The 17466-nt window shown below is 38.6% G+C and carries 16 protein-coding genes; 7 read left to right on the forward strand and 9 right to left on the reverse strand.

Annotated features, from left to right (window positions below):
- Positions 1 to 110 precede the first annotated feature (110 nt).
- Positions 111 to 452, reverse strand: coding sequence for an AzlD domain-containing protein (locus AC2SLT_RS04940; RefSeq protein WP_486546518.1), 342 nt, complete (start codon positions 450 to 452; stop codon positions 111 to 113).
- A complete protein-coding gene (locus tag AC2SLT_RS04945) occupies positions 449 to 1297 on the reverse strand; it encodes an AzlC family ABC transporter permease (RefSeq protein ID WP_486546519.1) in 849 nt (282 codons plus the stop codon). The genes AC2SLT_RS04940 and AC2SLT_RS04945 overlap by 4 nt, the downstream gene beginning before the upstream one ends.
- Before the next feature lie 206 nt (positions 1298 to 1503).
- Here AC2SLT_RS04945 and AC2SLT_RS04950 point away from each other — a divergent pair, with 206 nt between their 5' ends.
- Entirely contained in the window at positions 1504 to 2961 is a 1458-nt protein-coding gene (locus AC2SLT_RS04950) for an SLC13 family permease (protein WP_486546520.1), read from the forward strand.
- Positions 2962 to 3053: 92 nt separating this feature from the next.
- Here the strand turns inward: AC2SLT_RS04950 and AC2SLT_RS04955 are convergent, their stop codons facing one another.
- Positions 3054 to 3524 (reverse strand): Dps family protein, encoded by a 471-nt coding sequence (locus AC2SLT_RS04955; protein ID WP_486546521.1) that lies wholly within the window; start codon positions 3522 to 3524, stop codon positions 3054 to 3056.
- A gap of 492 nt (positions 3525 to 4016) precedes the next feature.
- Positions 4017 to 4679, reverse strand: a complete 663-nt coding sequence (locus AC2SLT_RS04960) for a YcxB family protein (protein WP_486546522.1) — start codon at positions 4677 to 4679, stop codon at positions 4017 to 4019.
- A gap of 411 nt (positions 4680 to 5090) precedes the next feature.
- Here AC2SLT_RS04960 and serS point away from each other — a divergent pair, with 411 nt between their 5' ends.
- Positions 5091 to 6377 carry a serine--tRNA ligase gene (gene serS, locus AC2SLT_RS04965; protein ID WP_486546523.1) on the forward strand — a complete coding sequence of 429 codons (1287 nt, stop codon included), beginning with the start codon at positions 5091 to 5093 and terminating at the stop codon, positions 6375 to 6377.
- 214 nt (positions 6378 to 6591) lie between these two features.
- Positions 6592 to 8592 carry a transketolase gene (tkt, locus tag AC2SLT_RS04970; RefSeq protein WP_486546524.1) on the forward strand — a complete coding sequence of 667 codons (2001 nt, stop codon included), beginning with the start codon at positions 6592 to 6594 and terminating at the stop codon, positions 8590 to 8592.
- Positions 8593 to 8923: 331 nt separating this feature from the next.
- Here the strand turns inward: tkt and AC2SLT_RS04975 are convergent, their stop codons facing one another.
- Together AC2SLT_RS04975 and AC2SLT_RS04980 are read right to left on the reverse strand one after the other, a co-directional pair.
- On the reverse strand, positions 8924 to 9667 hold the full coding sequence (locus AC2SLT_RS04975; RefSeq protein WP_486546525.1) for a hypothetical protein: 744 nt from the start codon (positions 9665 to 9667) through the stop codon (positions 8924 to 8926).
- Positions 9664 to 10236 carry a ComF family protein gene (locus tag AC2SLT_RS04980; RefSeq protein WP_486546526.1) on the reverse strand — a complete coding sequence of 191 codons (573 nt, stop codon included), beginning with the start codon at positions 10234 to 10236 and terminating at the stop codon, positions 9664 to 9666. The genes AC2SLT_RS04975 and AC2SLT_RS04980 overlap by 4 nt, the downstream gene beginning before the upstream one ends.
- Before the next feature lie 321 nt (positions 10237 to 10557).
- On the opposite strand from AC2SLT_RS04980, the gene AC2SLT_RS04985 reads away from it, so the two are divergent.
- From AC2SLT_RS04985 to AC2SLT_RS04995, 3 genes are all read left to right on the forward strand, one after another.
- Positions 10558 to 11169 (forward strand): TrmH family RNA methyltransferase, encoded by a 612-nt coding sequence (locus AC2SLT_RS04985; RefSeq protein WP_486546527.1) that lies wholly within the window; start codon positions 10558 to 10560, stop codon positions 11167 to 11169.
- Between the two features lie 292 nt (positions 11170 to 11461).
- Positions 11462 to 12103, forward strand: coding sequence for a hypothetical protein (locus AC2SLT_RS04990; RefSeq protein ID WP_486546528.1), 642 nt, complete (start codon positions 11462 to 11464; stop codon positions 12101 to 12103).
- A 91-nt stretch (positions 12104 to 12194) separates the two neighbouring features.
- On the forward strand, positions 12195 to 12770 hold the full coding sequence (locus AC2SLT_RS04995; RefSeq protein ID WP_486546529.1) for a hypothetical protein: 576 nt from the start codon (positions 12195 to 12197) through the stop codon (positions 12768 to 12770).
- A 102-nt stretch (positions 12771 to 12872) separates the two neighbouring features.
- On the opposite strand, the gene AC2SLT_RS05000 is transcribed toward AC2SLT_RS04995, so the two are convergent.
- Entirely contained in the window at positions 12873 to 13850 is a 978-nt protein-coding gene (locus AC2SLT_RS05000) for a DMT family transporter (protein WP_486546530.1), read from the reverse strand.
- 418 nt (positions 13851 to 14268) lie between these two features.
- Here AC2SLT_RS05000 and AC2SLT_RS05005 point away from each other — a divergent pair, with 418 nt between their 5' ends.
- On the forward strand, positions 14269 to 15270 hold the full coding sequence (locus AC2SLT_RS05005) for a GlxA family transcriptional regulator (protein ID WP_486546531.1): 1002 nt from the start codon (positions 14269 to 14271) through the stop codon (positions 15268 to 15270).
- 64 nt (positions 15271 to 15334) lie between these two features.
- Here AC2SLT_RS05005 and AC2SLT_RS05010 read toward each other — a convergent pair whose 3' ends face one another.
- Both AC2SLT_RS05010 and AC2SLT_RS05015 read right to left on the reverse strand, forming a co-directional pair.
- Entirely contained in the window at positions 15335 to 15967 is a 633-nt protein-coding gene (locus AC2SLT_RS05010; RefSeq protein ID WP_486546532.1) for an FMN-binding negative transcriptional regulator, read from the reverse strand.
- A gap of 17 nt (positions 15968 to 15984) precedes the next feature.
- Positions 15985 to 17319 (reverse strand): MFS transporter, encoded by a 1335-nt coding sequence (locus AC2SLT_RS05015; protein ID WP_486546533.1) that lies wholly within the window; start codon positions 17317 to 17319, stop codon positions 15985 to 15987.
- Positions 17320 to 17466 lie beyond the last annotated feature (147 nt).

Consider the following 17466-nt stretch of genomic DNA (forward strand, 5'->3'; position numbering starts at 1 on the left):
TAAACCTAAGGAAGGAAAATTTAACGTTAGTCTAAATAGCCAATGATAGGCTTTAATACAGGTTCAAAGGTGAACGATATCAACCCTCATAGTATGACAGTGAAAAACCATTATGCCAATCCATAATAGCGCATAATATAGAAGCCTAACAGACTGACAATAATGACCAAAAGGGTATAGCGTACGACCATACTCAGTACAATAGCCAAAAGACCGCCCCAAAAATAGCTACTATTAAACAATTGGCTATGCGATGTCTCGTCCAATCCCGCCTGAAACATAATGGGTATAAACATAGCGGTCAAAATACAAGGCGCCGTAAATACCAAAAGCCTTCTTGCTTTTGGGTGCAATCGTATCTCAAATGACGTGGTGAAGAATATATAGCGAACGCTAAAGGTGATGACTGCCATCATGATAATCGCTAGGGTAAAACGAGAAGGTGCTATCATGATTTTGGCTCCTTACTCGGTTTAGCGTGATCACCCTCTTCACTGGTTTTAAAATTTACTTTTTCGTTAGTATTAAGATCAGCTTGTTCGCTGGTTTTTAAATTTGTGTTGGCGTCATCGTTGTTGACGTCTGTAGACCTATCATCAAAAGCCGATAAAAAACCACCTACCGCCATACCCATGAGAGCAGAAAACATTAGACCATTACTCATGTTAATCAATTCAAACACATAAGCGCTGATGGCACTGACAATGACTGCCACAGCAATCGGTCTCGTTTTTATCATCGGAACGACCATCGCAATAAAGGTCGCAGCTATTGCAAAGTCAAACCCAAGTTTTTCAATATCACCTAATAGATGAGCGGACAAAATACCCACAAAGGTTCCAATATTCCAAATCGCATAAAACACCAATCCCGCTATCACTGCATACGCATAATCAAACCGCCCTGTTTTAAGTTGCTCCGCCTGAGCGACCACAAACATCTCATCTGTGAGTAAAAATGCAAAGAGCACTCTTTTATAAAAGGGTAGAGGCGTAATCTCTTCTTTATAAGTTGCTGAATACAATACATGACGTACACTAATCATAGTGGTGCTGTTAAATAATGCCAACCAGCTTCCCATGCTACCTAGTATGGCAATCCCTGATAATTGAGTCGCGCCAGCAAACACGATCAATGACATCAGTTGCGCTTCAAAACTGGTTAATCCAGCCTCAATGCTTAAGGTGCCACATAATATTGCCCAAGGTATTACCGACAGTGACAAAGGTAATATTGCCAATGTCGGCGACAGCAAACGATAGTTAGTCTTTAAAGACTTTGAATGAATAGTTGACATGATAAGCTCAGTTTTAAATCAATCGTTCAATAATTTGCTTTTACATTTTGTAATATAAGGATACAATTAAGATAGATTGCTAATAAAGTAGCATATATTAAACACTACGTATTCACTTTTAGTTTAATTTTTTATCTTAATCAGATGTCTCACCATTATAGTTTATTTGAATGTTAGTGGGTCAACTTAGCTAAAAAGGACGTTCTATGTCAGACTCAAATATGAACCCAACGCCTAATAAAGTCCCAGTGGAAAATTTAGATAGCCACTTACCAAATGATGGCAACGAATATCTTTTTACAGATACGTTTCCAAAGGGAACCTTCAAGGGATTGATTATCACTGCGATTGCAGCGGTGGTCAGTATCATACTATTCTCAATTTTACCATTTGATATCAATGTCAATAAAGGACTGGCATTATTGGTATTCATTGGTGCACTATGGCTTACTGAGGCCTTACATGTCACCATTACCGCGATATTAGTGGTGGTCATCGGTGTGATTATTGGCATACCAGATTTTGATACGACAGCAGCGCTATCAAGTTTCTCAAACCCCTTAATATATCTGTTCTTTGGTGGTTTTGCACTAGCTGCTGCACTTCACGTACAAAAGCTTGATGCCAAAATAGCACTTAAAATAATTGCCTTATCCGGAGGGCGACTTTTTAATGCGGTCATGTTGCTATTTGTCGCCACTGCTTTTTTATCCATGTGGATATCTAATACGGCAACCGCTGCAATGATGCTGCCATTGGCCATCGGTATGTTAACTCAAGTCGATAGAGAAAAGGATCGTGGTACCTTTGTGTTCGTCTTATTGGGCATCGCTTTCTCAGCCAGTATCGGTGGTTTAGGTACCATAACGGGATCACCACCCAATGGTATCGCTGCCGAAGCGTTAGGTATCGCTAACATCGATTGGATGAAGTTTGGTATTCCGATGGTGTTAGTCTTACTACCGACCTTAATTGGTGCGATGTATTTTGTTCTGAAGCCGAATCTTCACATTGATTTTAAATCTGTTGCAGCCCCTGCTATTCCTTGGACTAAGCCAAGAGTATTGACCATTCTTATCTTCGTTTTAACGGTATTGGCTTGGTTGTTTAGTAAAAAAATAGGCGATACGTTCGGGATATCTAAAACAGATACCATTATTGCTTTAAGTGCAGCAATAGCGGTCGTTAGCTTAGGATTAGTTTCGTGGAAACAAGTCTCTGATAACACCGATTGGGGCGTGTTAATGTTGTTTGGGGGTGGTATTGCTCTGTCAAATATATTAAAAATATCAGGAGCATCCGTTGTAATGGGTGAAACTGTGGCTCATGCCTTGGCGACAGCGCCATTATTCTTAATTTTATTAGCTATGGCATTGTTTATTATATTTCTAACCGAATTTGCGTCAAATACCGCTTCTGCGGCATTATTGGTGCCTATATTTGTAGCCATTGCTGAGCAGATGGGTATTCCAACAGAAGTGCTGGTTTTGATTATCGGTATTGGTGCATCCTGTGCCTTTATGCTACCCGTTGCCACACCGCCAAATGCGATTGTATTTGGTACGGGTTTAATCAAACAGTCCGAAATGGTACGGGTTGGCATCGTTCTAAATATTATTGCCTCTATAATAGTGGCAGTTTGGGCTTACTTTATCCTGATGTAATTACTGGATGAATTTAATGACAATAAAAGGCCCCTTAACCTTCTGATTAAGGGGCCTTTATGTACGCTTATTTAAGCCTATAGATCAATTAATTAACCTAAGAATGCATTGTACATCCAAATAAGTTTTTCTTGTTCTTGGACATACTCATCTACTAAATCAGCAGAACCTTGATCTTCAGCTTCTTCAGCGATTGCAGACACTTGACGTTGTTCTTCGATAAGGGCCTGAAGACCAGATACTACACCTTTGACACACTCTTTACCATTGAAGACACCTTTGTCTTCTTTGATACTACTGTTCTGAGCAAAGTCACTGTAGGCATGTAATGGTGTGCCGCCAAGTGTTAAAACACGTTCCGCTATTTCATCAATCTGAACTTGTAAGCTAGTGTATAATTCTTCAAATTTCTCGTGTAATGAGAAGAAGTGCTCACCTTTTACATTCCAGTGATAGCCACGTACATTAATATAAAAAATATGATAGCTTGACAATAAGCCGTTAAGCTTGTCAATAACCGCAGTCATGTCTTTTTTTTCTAAACCGATTTGATTGGTAGTCATAATTATTTTCCTTGTAAGTTAGTGAGTTTTTATAAGTGAAATAAAATTTAAATAGTAAAGGTCATGAGTTCATAACCTATCGACGGTTATTATAGTAACAAAATGCATTGTATAAGTTAAACAAATCGTTTTAATTATTATGATAAGTTAAATTAAACTTAAGATAGTTTATTACCATTAACAATGAAAGTTCATATATAGCTAAAACAACGGTAAATCACTTGATAACGTTTAGCCAATTCATACTTAGCTAATATACGCTTACTTATAAACATCATCATCGTAACCATTTGATCGTAAGCATTTGAATAAAGAGCATTTTTAAGCATACATTGTTATCGATGCCTACAATAGAATAGCCATCATACCCAAAATAATAGGTAGGGTTAAGACACGTTTACAAATAGTAAATAAACATTTGTTCTCTAATTTTTCATTAAGTCCTTATGTACTTATTAAGGTTAAATTAAAGTTATGAAGGTTAAATTAAAGTTATGAACGCCCGAGTGTTTCTGGTTGTAACCCGCGAATAGGCACCACCTCTTGCAGATGAGTGCGAACGGTATCAACAGGAAATCTATTGGCCTGCAAACGTTTAGGTATGATTTGACTGCCTTGCTGGCCCTTCATTTCAAATAGCATAAAGATATAGTCATCGGTCTCATCCCAGCTTTTTACTGACGTCCATGGAATAACCGCCTGCTGAGTATTAGCAGCGCGCATCTGCATACCGCGCATTGCTTTAGACGTATTTGGTTGTAAGCCAGCATTTGGTGCTGGCATGGCCATAATTAGCCCATGTTTTTGCACGCCAAGCTTCAGCTGTTTCATCTCTTCAGGCATTTCTTGTTCGGCCATTTGCTTTTCAAATTCTCTTTTGACATACCACTTCATACCTACGGTGCGAACCAAAAGATAAGCCACCACCAAAAACAACATCAAATAGAAAATAAAAGTAGAATAACCCGTGACATATACCAATCCAACAATAGCGGCAATCACCACAACGCCCATAATAACCCATTCTTTAACCTTAATATTCTTTAAGCCAAATGAAGGGTTTGTTTGTTCAAATAATTCGAATTGTGCTTGGTGAAATTCTTCTTCAGTAAGATTGATTTCAACAGGTTGAAGGGTATAAGGATAGAGAGCCATATAATTACTCGAGTAGAATAGATTATTAAATAAATTAAATAAAAAAGTTTTGATGACACAACGTAGAGTCACATTTTTAGTGTCACCATTATAAGGCTATCTTACCGAAAAGTGAGGCTAATTGAAACGTTTACCCAGCAAGTTTAGAAGATAAAAGGCTTAGATTAGATGTTATAAATAAATTGACTGTTTATTGACGTTTTTACATGGTCAAAAATGCTTGGTCTTGTTATCATAGGCGAATTGTAAAATTGCTCATTTATCTTAAGTTACGCGCAAAACCGATAACTAACGATTACGAATAAAACAACCATTTCAAATAAAATAACCATTTTGCATAAATCAAAGAAACGAACTTATTTAAAACAAATCAATCTATTCTAAAACTAAGTCATTCTATAAAGGTGCTGCATGATAGATCCTAAGTTACTACGTCAAGATTTAACACAATTGAAGCAAAAGCTTGCCACACGAGGCTACGAGTTAGATGTGGACTTTTGGGAAGAGATTGAATCGCAGCGTAAATCGTTACAGATTAAGACTGAGGATCTGCAAGCTCAAAAGAATGCGGGCGCTAAACAAGTCGGACAGCTTAAGAAAAATGGCGAGGATGCCACTGAGCTATTAGCCAAAATGCAGACGATTAGCAGCGATATGAAGCAGGCTGAGGAAGACCTAAAAGCGCTACAAGATAAGATTAATACCGCAGCTTTACAAATTCCGAATATTCCCGCTGACGACGTCCCAGTTGGTGAATCTGAAGAGGATAATGTTGAAGTACGCAAGTGGGGCAGTCCACGTCAATTTGATTTTGACATTAAAGACCATACCGATATTGGTGAAGGGTTGGGTCAACTTGATTTTGAGACAGCTGCCAAGATTACGGGAAGTCGCTTTAGCGTCTTAACAGGTCAACTCGCTCAATTACACCGTGCGCTCATTCAGTTTATGTTAAACACGCACACCGTGAAATATGGCTATACCGAATGCTATGTGCCTTATATCGTCAACTCAGACAGCCTACAAGGTACAGGACAGCTGCCGAAATTTGAAGAAGATTTGTTCAAATTGACCAACCATACTAATAATGACGATATGGGTTTTTATCTTATCCCGACCGCTGAAGTACCCATGACCAATATAGTGCGCGGCGAGCGATTAGAAGCGAGTGAATTACCCTTTAAGTTTACGGCTCATACTCCGTGCTTTAGAAGTGAGGCCGGCTCGCATGGCCGTGATACCCGTGGGCTTATTCGCCAGCATCAGTTTGAAAAAGTAGAAATGGTCAATATTGCGACACCTGAACAGTCTGATGAGCTACTTGAGCAAATGACAGGGCAGGCTGAATATATCTTGCAGCAATTAGGGTTGCCTTATCGCGTCGTCAAGCTATGTACCGGTGATATGGGCTTTAGTGCGCTACGCACTTATGACATCGAAGTTTGGTTACCGAGTCAAGAGACGTACCGTGAGATTTCAAGCTGCTCAAACTGCGGTGACTTCCAAGCCCGCCGGATGGGAACCCGTGTTAAAGACGGTAAAAAGACCACTTTAGCGCATACTCTCAATGGTTCTGGGTTAGCAGTAGGACGGACGTTATTGGCCATTATGGAAAACCATCAAAACGCCGATGGCAGCATCACTATTCCTGAAGTATTGCGTCCTTATATGGGCGGTGCTGAGACGATTTCAGCGTAGTCCATCGTTTGAAAGGCCCTATGTTTATATTTAATTTTGCGATATGCCTATTCGCAGTCGTATTAACTGTTAAAGATTTAACCTATTTTTTGAAAGTGTCATTTAACCTTGAATGACTCTTTCATTTATTTATTGATTATTTATTGTTTTGATCGTTCTACACTCCCTTTTCATTTTTGAGTTCTAATAGACCACCAACACCTAGGATTTTTTTATGTCAACTCCAATATCTGAACGCAAACTCGCCAACGCCATTCGTGTTCTTTCTTTCGATGCGGTTCAAAAAGCCAATTCGGGACATCCGGGCGCACCTATGGGTATGGCAGACATTGCAGAAGTATTGTGGCGCAAATTTCTAAAGCATAACCCTGCTGATCCACACTGGCCAAACCGCGACCGTTTCGTGCTCTCAAACGGTCATGGCTCTATGCTGATCTATTCATTACTGCATTTAACAGGCTATGACGTCAGCATTGATGACCTTAAAAACTTCCGTCAATTGCACTCAAAAACCCCCGGTCACCCAGAGTATGGCTACACCCCAGGTGTTGAAACGACCACAGGTCCATTAGGTCAAGGTATTGCTAATGCCGTCGGTTTTGCGATTGCTGAAAAGACCTTAGCCGCACAGTTCAACCGCGACGGTCATAACATCATCGATCACCATACCTATGCCTTCTTAGGCGATGGCTGCTTAATGGAAGGTATCAGCCATGAAGTATGCTCATTGGCAGGAACACTAGGTCTCGGTAAATTGGTCTTTTATTATGATGACAATGGTATCTCAATCGATGGTGAGGTAGAAGGGTGGTTCACCGATGATACGCAAAAGCGCTTTGAAAGCTATGGCTGGCAGGTCATCAAAGTGGACGGTCACGACACTGATGCCATTACCAAAGCAACTGAACAGGCGCTAGCAGAGACGAGCAAACCTAGTTTAATTATTTGTAAAACCATCATCGGTGTTGGTAGTCCTAACAAACAAGGCAAAGCGTCAAGCCATGGTGCGCCACTCGGGGATGATGAGATTGCCTTAACTCGAGATGAGCTTGCTTGGAAACACGCTCCGTTCGAATTAGCAGATGACATTTATGAGGCGTGGGATGCCAAAGCCAAAGGTGACGTTCAACAAAAGAACTGGGAAGCTGATTTTGAAGCCTACCAAAAAGCCTATCCTGAGCTTGCTGAAGAATTACAACGTCGTCTAAACGGCGAGTTACCTAGCGACTTTGAGCAAACAGCGACCGACTATATTAAGCAATGCCAAGAGCAGGGCGAGGACGTTGCCAGTCGTAAAGCCAGCTTTAACGCCATTAACACTTTCCAACCTTTATTACCTGAATTATTAGGCGGTTCTGCGGACTTAGCAGGCTCCAATCTAACCCTATTCAAAGGCGCCAAAGGTATCGAGACTGACGCAGATGGTAACTACATTTACTACGGTGTGCGTGAGTTTGGTATGACGGCCATTGCCAATGGTATCGCCTTACACGGCGGCTTCATCCCTTACGTAGCAACCTTCCTCATGTTTATGGAATACGCGCGTAACGCTGTCCGCATGGGTGCATTAATGAAGCAGCGTGTCATTCATGTCTACACTCATGACTCAATCGGACTGGGTGAAGATGGCCCGACCCATCAACCTGTTGAGCAATTAACTAGCCTACGCACGACGCCAAACTTATATACATGGCGTCCATGCGACACCGTAGAGACTGCAACGGCTTGGCGTGAAGCACTACTCGCATCCCATAATCCGAGCGCCTTGATCTTTAGCCGTCAAACCCTACCGCATCAACAGCGTGACAGCGAGCAAGTGACAAATATTGCCAAAGGTGGCTATGTATTGGCAAAAGAACAATCAGAGCTTCAAGCCATTATCATTGCTACAGGGTCAGAGGTTGGCTTAGCGATGGACGCTTATCAAACGTTAAGCGAGCAAGGCATCGGTGTCCGTGTGGTGTCTATGCCATGTGCTGAGATGTATACTCAGCAAGACGCCGCCTACCGTGAGTCGGTATTGCCATCCAATATCTTAGCCCGTGTTGCCGTCGAAGCCGCACACGTTGACTACTGGTACAAGTTTGTCGGTCTTGACGGCAAAGTCATCGGTATGACCACTTATGGCGAATCTGCGCCAGCCGGCGACTTATTCAAAGAGTTTGGAATCACTAGCGATGCCGTAGTAGAAGCGGTTACTGATCTAGTAAAATAACGTTATAAAAGTTTGGTAGGTTGGGTGAAGCTTGCGACACCCAACATTAAAAAAAGAGTTGTCAGATAATCTGGCAACTCTTTTTTTTAGTTTATTGGTACGTTTATTGGAGCTAATCTCGCTTTTTGCTACTATCTGCACGTTTGAGTGAGGCGATGGCTAAGGTTTGGTGAGTCTACTGCTTCGCTAGCCTCACCAAACCAAGCCATCGCAACGCCCTCAACCGTACAGTATATCCGCTTCAATCGAGGCTAAACCGCATCTCAAGACGACTATTATGTGGTAGATTAAATAATTGGTTTTAAAACAGTAAATATTGAAGTTTATATGACTAAAACAGACTTTCTTGCTCTTGGTTTTTACTAAATTCTATTTCTAACCAATCTATAAATTCGTTTGTGAATCTAATTCCTGTTATAATACCTCTATATTTTTCTAAAATAAAATGTTCATGATTTTTTAAAGGAATATATGCTTTTTCGTCTTTAACTAAAATTTTTTTATCTACTAGAAATTTATTTAGCGATCTGGTGCTTTTGAAATAATCATTACCCTCAGTAACTAAATACTCAATAACTTCTTTAGCTGAATATCCATTACTTTGATAATAAATAAAATCTATCTCATTTTTATTAATCTTATGTTGCTCAAGGAATTTATTTTGATAAGATAAGTATACCTTTATTTTTTTATTCAACTCTAATGCACGAATTATATTGTTGTGACTGCCTTTACTTTTACCATCCCATATTATAAGACTATAATCACTATCCTTTGTCATTGCCTCATCTTTAAAAGTTTGTCGCTCTCTTTCTTTTTTAATATCTGAAATAACTTCGATTGTCTTGGTTGAGAAACTTAATGAGCTTTGATTTCTAGGAGGATTGTAAATTGAATATATTTCAACATTGTTATAATTATTAGACTTGTAAAAATCTTGGATCTTTTTATCAATTCCATCAGCATCGCCCACTAGAACAGTAAGATTATTGTCTTGTATCTTTATAAGACTATCAATTACTCCATCTGGTAATCTTTTAATAGAGATCGATCCAGAAATAAAAACTTTACTCATCTATTACTCCTTGTTTTAGTTAAGGTTGCTATATAGACATTGTTGACATTTGCATGTTCATATAAAACTTTAGCTAATTCATTAAGTGTCGTACCCGATCTATATAAGTCGTCAATAATTAAGATCTTTTTATTTCGAAATCTTTCAGAATCACTAACCCTGAAGGCTCCCTTTATTACTTCTTCCCTTTTCTTAATGTCTTGAATAGATTTTAATTGCTTTGTGTCTTTTACCTTCAGAATAAAATCATCAATTACTTCAATATTTAAAGCTTTACCTACTTGTTCACATATTTCACTAACTGGCTGTCTCTTCCTTGGAAATGAAGCAGGAACTGGAATAATAGCGTCAATATAAGGTAAAACCATCCTTGTTTTTAAGAATGCTGCAAGCTTTTCACTAAGGAATTCAATTTGGCTATAGTCATTACGATATTTAAGTTGAAATAATGCTTCACCGATCTCAGTCCTGACACTATCATATCCACCATTTGAATTTGGTGTACTTGATAAAGTATGAACATCTAATGCCCATCCACCTTTCCATTTACCATATAAGTTATGACACATTCATATTTACCTTTAATTGTTATTGCAATTAATCTTACATCTAATATATTTATGATTTTATAATACTTTGTTTATAAGTTTTTATATAGATTAAATATTAGATTTAACATATTTGCATCTAAGTATTTGTTTAATAAACTATAAATACCCACCCCTTTTTTTAAGCAACTTGAACTTTAAAAAATCAGCTAAACTAATAATCTTGCTATAAAAGCATAAGTGTTGAAAATAAATCATAAAAATAACTATATTTCCAGTAGCTATAATTTCATCTTTATCTTACTAATCTATACTTAAGCTGATTTACTTATCGAAATAACTATGACCAACCATACCAAAACATCGCTAAGACAACGCGCAGACGCCATAAAGGACTTTAGGTGTAAAAATCTTATTGCTGTATTAGAAAATCCTAATGATGTCAAAAACCTTGCGACTACTATTCGCAATGTCAATGCACTTGGCGTCGATAAGTTATACATGGTCGATAGTCGCCAAAAGTTTCCAGATGATTGGCAAACGTTACGCGAACGAAAATCCCTATTAAAACCGTCCGTATCCGCTATTAAATGGACGTATGTCAAAGTCTTTCGTAGCACAGAAGCTTGTTTAGATCATTTAGAGAAGTACCGTTATATTTCTATAGTGACATCGCCTCATATAAAAGGTCAAAATAATGTATTACTCCAAGATGGTGACTATACTCAAAAACGCTTAGCTGTCTGGTTTGGTAATGAATCTAGAGGTATTAGCGATCTCGCAGTTGCTCGAAGCGAAGCCTGTGTGCAAATAGAAATGGGCGGTATGATTGAAAGTCTTAATCTTGCCACGTCAACGGGTATCGTTTTATACGAAATCACCAAACAACGTAGAGCCTATCAGCGTCAACATACACGAGGCAGACAAGTTGATCCCCCTGTTATTCATCCTTAAACATTGTAGCTCAATCTAATTATGATAGGACTTATGAAAAAGATAGCAACAGAGTGCGCCCAGCGTACCTGTTTAGTACGATCATCTATTTTAATACGACCATCTATATTACTTTAGAGCGACTATTATCCCTTACTTTTCTCATCCTTCAGTCTAATCCTATATAAATCTAAAACATCTTACCGTAAATAAATTACTTGAAATTTAATGAGATAAATTTTGCCAATTATATTAAGATTATAATTAATAAATATATAGTTATTTAAATATTAATTAATATGTGGTGATTTTTTTGATTCAGATTAAAAGTTTTAACTTGGCTTCACTATTATTAAGCATATTCATATTATTGTTCTTATATTTCTCAAATTCTGCCCATGCTACTATTATTAAGACACACACTGAGGACATCAAAGCCTTTAATAAATTAAATTTAACTAAAATCTGTATTTCTAATCAAACAGATGATGATCTAATTGAATATTGCGATAAAGGTTATGTTTTGAAGACCGAAATACTTGACGATGGTACAGTCGAAGAAAGCGTCTTTATGGACGATTATGATGGATATGGATGGTCACATACGACTATAAAAAAGATTAGAAATAATATTTATCTGTTCCGTCTAGGTTGTGGTACTTATTGTGCTGGGAATATTCTCGTAGGCTTAAATGGGAAAGAGCAGGCTTTTGATTATTGGTTTGCTTATGACGCACTTAGTCAGTGTGCCGTAGAATACAACATTGATAAAAAATTATGGGAAGCTCGACCTTTTTTCTCGAATGCCGTTTTTGAATTACAGCAAACCTTTGGTGATATTGAATCGGCTGCCATTCCTAAATATCAACTAGAATTCGTAGGGGAGAGCATGTTTGTTGTAAAATCTAATTTCGAAGATATAGTTGGATACATCTATAATCCTTGTAACCGATAAAGCAAAATGAATATGAGCCATGATTCGTATATTTTTTTATGCCTCTAATTTCTAAAGCTTAAAACTATTAATATATAAAGATAAACTTAAAATGAGCTTTAAATCGATGACCAAAAAAACAAATTTCACAGTTCTGCTATGCTCCTTTGCACTGATTGGTTGTGCTAGTGCCATGCCTAATCATGCGAATGTAGCTGTGGACAACATCGTTATAGATGATAATTTAAATCTTGAATTAGAGCATGATCAAGATCTAACTGAAGCGACAATTACATACTATAGGATTCAAAATTCTAAGTGCGAATTAGATAGCAGCTTCATTGAAACCTATAAAACATCGTCAGAAACTTGGCGCATTTGCGAACCTGAAAAGGGCGTTAGAATTATAGAGATTGAATCATTTGAGGAACCAGATCTTTATAATGAAGTTTATTTTGAACTGAATGATCAGTTAGTTTATGCCGTAGAATCAGAGCTTTATAAACCTAACAATCTTGAAATCTTACAAGGTTGGGTATGTGAATTTTATATAAAAGACGGCAAATTAAATTCTATTACCTCTTTAGGTCATGGTAAAACAGAATCGGATGAATGGGATCCTAGAGTTATCCTTGATATGTATAACAAGAGAGTAGATGAATTAAATTATATTCAAACCTCATCGTAGCCTAGTTTATAGCTGGCTAGCTCTAGCTAAACAAAAATATAATCTACCAGTAATCTAAACCAACTAATAAAGGACGAACTAAACAATAAGCTAAATAATTACTCACTGCCTTACCATCAGCATCACCGATGACACCGTAATCAAAATTCCGCCAATCCAGCCCAGCATTGTAATTTTCTCACCAAACAACAGCACAGCAAATAGAGCACCAAACACCGGCTCACTGCCCATCAATAATGACGCTCGACTCGGCGATCCAATTTTCACCGCCCAGTTTTGTATAAAAAAGGCGAAGATAGTACAAAATACCACTAAGTAAATTGTCGCTATCCAAAATTCTGCTTGAGTGGGAATAAATATCTCATCTCCTTTTATAACGCTGCTCACCACAAACAACACCAAACTACCCATAAACACCACCAATGATTGAACCGCTGTCAGTGTCAAAGATGAAACGGGTTTTGTATTAGCATGCTTTTGGTTAGCAGAGGGTTTATTAAGGAGTTTTTTGGTGAGGGTGACCATTAACCCGCGACCAAGTGCTGCCATTAAAATCAGTAAATCACCGATCTTCAGACTAAAATCAGATGACCCATCAGGTCCGCCGACGATCAATAAATAGGTACCTAATAAGGAGGTCACTGCACATATGAATACGAGATTAGAAGGTCTATTTTTTAAAATCACCCATTCCAAAAAAGGTGTCATAATAAGACACAGGCTGATTAAAAAGGCCGCGTTAGCCGCAGTGGTATAAAATAGTCCATAAGTTTCGAATATAAAAATGGTGAATAGGATTAATCCTAATGGCGCACCTATCTTGATGGTATGTTTAAACTGAGTGCTATCCTGTAGAAAGGATTGCCATAAGACAGGGGATAAAATTAGACACGTAAGCCCAAACCGAATCGTTAAAAACCCCAATATCGGATAAAACTGCAAGCTAAGTTTTGCCACGCCATAGCTTGAGCCCCACAGTGCCGCTACCAGTATTAAACAAATATCAGATAACCATAAAAGCTTAGTTTTATTGCCGTCATTACTCGATCGATTTACCGTTGCCTTTGCTTTCATGCTCATTGATTCTCTTAGCACATCGTATTATGAATGGGACTGTTGGATAATACAGTCGTCTGGTTGTTGAAAGTCAGTTTTAAGATTGCGCACTTTTATTGAATTTTTAAAAGACAATATCGAGAGTTAAGCTGTTATCCTTTACTAAGTATCGTATATTAAGTAGCCAATCCAGCCATCCACTTGTATCTGCTAATCTGTGCGAGGCGTTAATACGGTTTGTCATGTCTCTTGCTGCCGCGTAGCCATGCCAAAACCGAATCACCGCAGCTCGCCCATCTCATCAGGATACCGCTGCTGTCTGGGCTAAACCACATCACATGACGACTATTTTATGTGAGTGCTAGAATAGTTTTTAGGAATGCTCTACTAGCGAACAAAATCACTGCTAACTATTTACCAAACTTAAATTTGAGGCCTAAATGTGATAACGAACCACCCTCATCAAAAGCATAGCAAGTTAAATGTGTATTTCCTATTAAACAAGGGGGTGCATATATTAGATTTGGCAGGCCCGATGCAAGCGTGGCATGAAGCGTCTAAAAGAGGCGCAGCTATTGAACTGCATTATATTGGCTTTGAGGCGAGTTTGGCGTCACACCAAGGTTTACAATTTAACAATATTAAACTTCCGCCCCAATCCATTGCCAATAATTCAATTATCATGGTGTGTGCCAGTCATCACCATGACGCCATTTATACTGATTCATCAAGTCAACGTAGCATGCAATGGCTGAATAAGGTGGTCAACAGTCAGAATCATCTTATAAACAACACGATTGATGATAAGTCGGACCAGAGTGCAAATAAGTTACTGGTAGTAGGTATTTGTACTGGCAGTATTCTGTTGGCAAAATCAAAGCTACTGGATGGCAGACGTTGCACTACCCATCATAGTTTGCGCGGAGTTATTGAGCAACAATATCCCAAGGTACAGTTTGAATGGGATACGATATTTCTAGAAGATGGCAATTATATCACCACAGCTGGAGTAACGGCAGGTTTGGATGTGACATTGCATTTAATAGAGCGATATTTTAGTTATGAGTTGTCGTTAGATATTGCAAGAGACTTAGTGGTGTATCGACGCCGTATGTCAAATGACCCGCAATTATCAATCCATGTGCAATATAGAAATCATGTGCATCCCCTAATGCATGAGCTACAGGACTATTTACAAGCCAATTTTCAATCTAAGATTTCACAGCAGGCGTTAGCGGCACAATGGGGTGTCTCATTAAGACACTTACAGCGTACCTTTAAACAAGCCACTGGAACAACCATCCATAAATATCTAACCTACTATCGTACAGAACATGCCAAAAAAATGATGACTCAGCATACCAATTTAGAGTATGTCGCTCATGCCTCAGGCTTCCCTAATAGTGACTCATTAAGACGGCATTTAAAGTCTTTGGACGATTAAACGACAGGATTGGATTATTTAGGAAGGTGTCATTTTGTTCGCCTAATTTAATAGATATTCTTGTTTATCCATTATCTTGTATCAAGTCGGCCATCTCACTCGCTTTCTGGCTACCCAGTTGTCTTAGACCCGATATTACACCCGCTTTATCTGCCTCATTTTTATTTTGACTAAGCTTAAACTGTGCCTGTATATCAGTAATATCCAGACGTATACCAACGATGGCACGGGTCATCGCCTCAATGTAATTAGCAGGCGCATCATTCAGTGACCATGGCATCGGCTGGCTGGCTTCAAAGTCTGCGGTTTGTTTCGTGAGAATATCAATGAGTGAATCCGTTTGCGTTAAAATTTCAACCATACCTGTTACATGAACTGCTTGATAATTCCAGGTTGGAACTGCTTTATGGGTGACTGCTTTGGTAGGATACCAGTTTGGCGTTATGTAATGACCGGCATCATGAAAAATGACAAGCCAAGGTAATTCGAGGATGGTGATATCATTTAAAGGGTTGGTTTTAGTGATATGCCCATACAAACAGCCTAAATGGCTGCCATCATCCTGCCAATACATAGGTATATGACAGGCTTCAATGCCCCGTGAAGTGTTGGCAATGACAGTCGCCAAAGGATGACGGGTAATAAAAGACGTTATAGTGTTCATGTCGTTTTCTTGAAAGGCTTTCGGAGTAAACATGAAGGTAGCCTGTTTATTTAATCGAATGACATAAGTTTAAATGAGGCAATGGCTGAGAGTAAACACATGACAACTAAGGCATAAAAATAGTATTGATAATTGCCTGCGATATCGAAGCTTACACCGCCAAGCCATACGGATAGAAACACAAAAATTTGGTGTACCAAGAATAGCATGCCAAACATTCTCCCTTTGATAGTAGCGCCATACCATCGCAAACACAACAATGAACTAATAACCACCGTACCCATATAGGTGAGGCCGAACAGAGATAGTAAAATAAGATAAATAATATCGATAAAAAATAGTGTCATTAACCAAAAGGTAAGCGCTCTAATAAAGTATAAAACACCCAGAACGACATAGAGGTTAAAGCGCTTAATGGCCACAAGTACAAATACTGAACCCATTAATTCTGTGATACCGAGCATACTTAAGCTAGTCGCTATGAAGGCTTCGCCTGTGTTAAAAGTCTGAATGACTTTAACCGTATTGAGTAATGCCACAAGGTGTACGTCAATAAAAGCCATTGCCATACCACAGCCACCAAAGGATAAGGCGAGTAGGGCAAAGCGCTGTGTCAGTAATAAGGTTTTAAATGAAAGGGGCTTAAATGACAGGGGCTTAAATGACAGGGGCTTAATACTAACCTGTGTGAGTCGTGTCTTGCTGGTATCCATTGATTCAACAGGGTTAGGAGGTTTTGGAAGTTGATGGTGTTTTGGGAATTGATGGTAGAGATACAAGCCTATGGGAACGAGGATTATTAAATAAGTGACCGAGAGTATGCCATTGATAGGTTGCCATGCGATATAGCCGTTTAGATACACCCAAAGTGGAGACAATATAATAAACCCAATTGCCGTACCATTAGCGAGTAGGGTATACGTTGCATTTTTAGCGTTGTCAAAAAATACACTATCAATTAATACCCCAAACGGTATAAAGGTCATGGCGGTTAACGCATAGGACAATAGCACACTAAAGCACACTATTAATAAAGGAAGTGTGTCAAAGGTATAAACACCATAGAAACCTATGACGGCTACGATAATGCCTGATAATATAGTAGTAGAGGCACCATATTTATCACAAAGCCAACCTGTCAAAGGTGAAAATATGCCGACAAATAGCCCAAATAAAGCGCCAAGAAGTGAGACTTGTGAGCGACTTAAGTCATAAATATCTGGCAAATCGATAAAGTAGATCTGATAGACACTTTTGATGGCAGAGGCCAGTATGGTGACGATAAGACCAAATAGTACAAATAAGAATTTGTTACCTGACAATAAAGGTTTTTTGATGGACACCTTATTTAATAAAGGAATTTTAGATAGTAATCGATAAGACATAACGTACCCCAAAAGAAGAGTTGGTCTTATGATTGTTGCAAAATCTCTAGGGGATAAGGTCATAAATACGACATGATATGCTTAAAAAGCGACCTCAAAGCTTCTTTTCCAATTTAATAGAAATGTTAATAGGAACGTTATCAGTAA

The organism is Psychrobacter sp. CX18 (assembly GCF_057396215.1).

Coding starts and splice junctions, on each gene's coding strand:
- AC2SLT_RS05015 (WP_486546533.1), bottom strand. CDS start 17,319: ATGTCTTATCGATTACTATCTAAAATTCCTTTATTAAATAAGGTGTCC.
- AC2SLT_RS04955 (WP_486546521.1), bottom strand. CDS start 3,524: ATGACTACCAATCAAATCGGTTTAGAAAAAAAAGACATGACTGCGGTT.
- AC2SLT_RS04945 (WP_486546519.1), bottom strand. CDS start 1,297: ATGTCAACTATTCATTCAAAGTCTTTAAAGACTAACTATCGTTTGCTG.
- AC2SLT_RS05010 (WP_486546532.1), bottom strand. CDS start 15,967: ATGTTTACTCCGAAAGCCTTTCAAGAAAACGACATGAACACTATAACG.
- serS (WP_486546523.1), top strand. CDS start 5,091: ATGATAGATCCTAAGTTACTACGTCAAGATTTAACACAATTGAAGCAA.
- AC2SLT_RS04950 (WP_486546520.1), top strand. CDS start 1,504: ATGTCAGACTCAAATATGAACCCAACGCCTAATAAAGTCCCAGTGGAA.
- AC2SLT_RS05000 (WP_486546530.1), bottom strand. CDS start 13,850: ATGAGCATGAAAGCAAAGGCAACGGTAAATCGATCGAGTAATGACGGC.
- AC2SLT_RS04975 (WP_486546525.1), bottom strand. CDS start 9,667: ATGAGTAAAGTTTTTATTTCTGGATCGATCTCTATTAAAAGATTACCA.
- AC2SLT_RS04995 (WP_486546529.1), top strand. CDS start 12,195: ATGAGCTTTAAATCGATGACCAAAAAAACAAATTTCACAGTTCTGCTA.
- AC2SLT_RS04960 (WP_486546522.1), bottom strand. CDS start 4,679: ATGGCTCTCTATCCTTATACCCTTCAACCTGTTGAAATCAATCTTACT.
- AC2SLT_RS04940 (WP_486546518.1), bottom strand. CDS start 452: ATGATAGCACCTTCTCGTTTTACCCTAGCGATTATCATGATGGCAGTC.
- tkt (WP_486546524.1), top strand. CDS start 6,592: ATGTCAACTCCAATATCTGAACGCAAACTCGCCAACGCCATTCGTGTT.
- AC2SLT_RS04980 (WP_486546526.1), bottom strand. CDS start 10,236: ATGTGTCATAACTTATATGGTAAATGGAAAGGTGGATGGGCATTAGAT.
- AC2SLT_RS04985 (WP_486546527.1), top strand. CDS start 10,558: ATGACCAACCATACCAAAACATCGCTAAGACAACGCGCAGACGCCATA.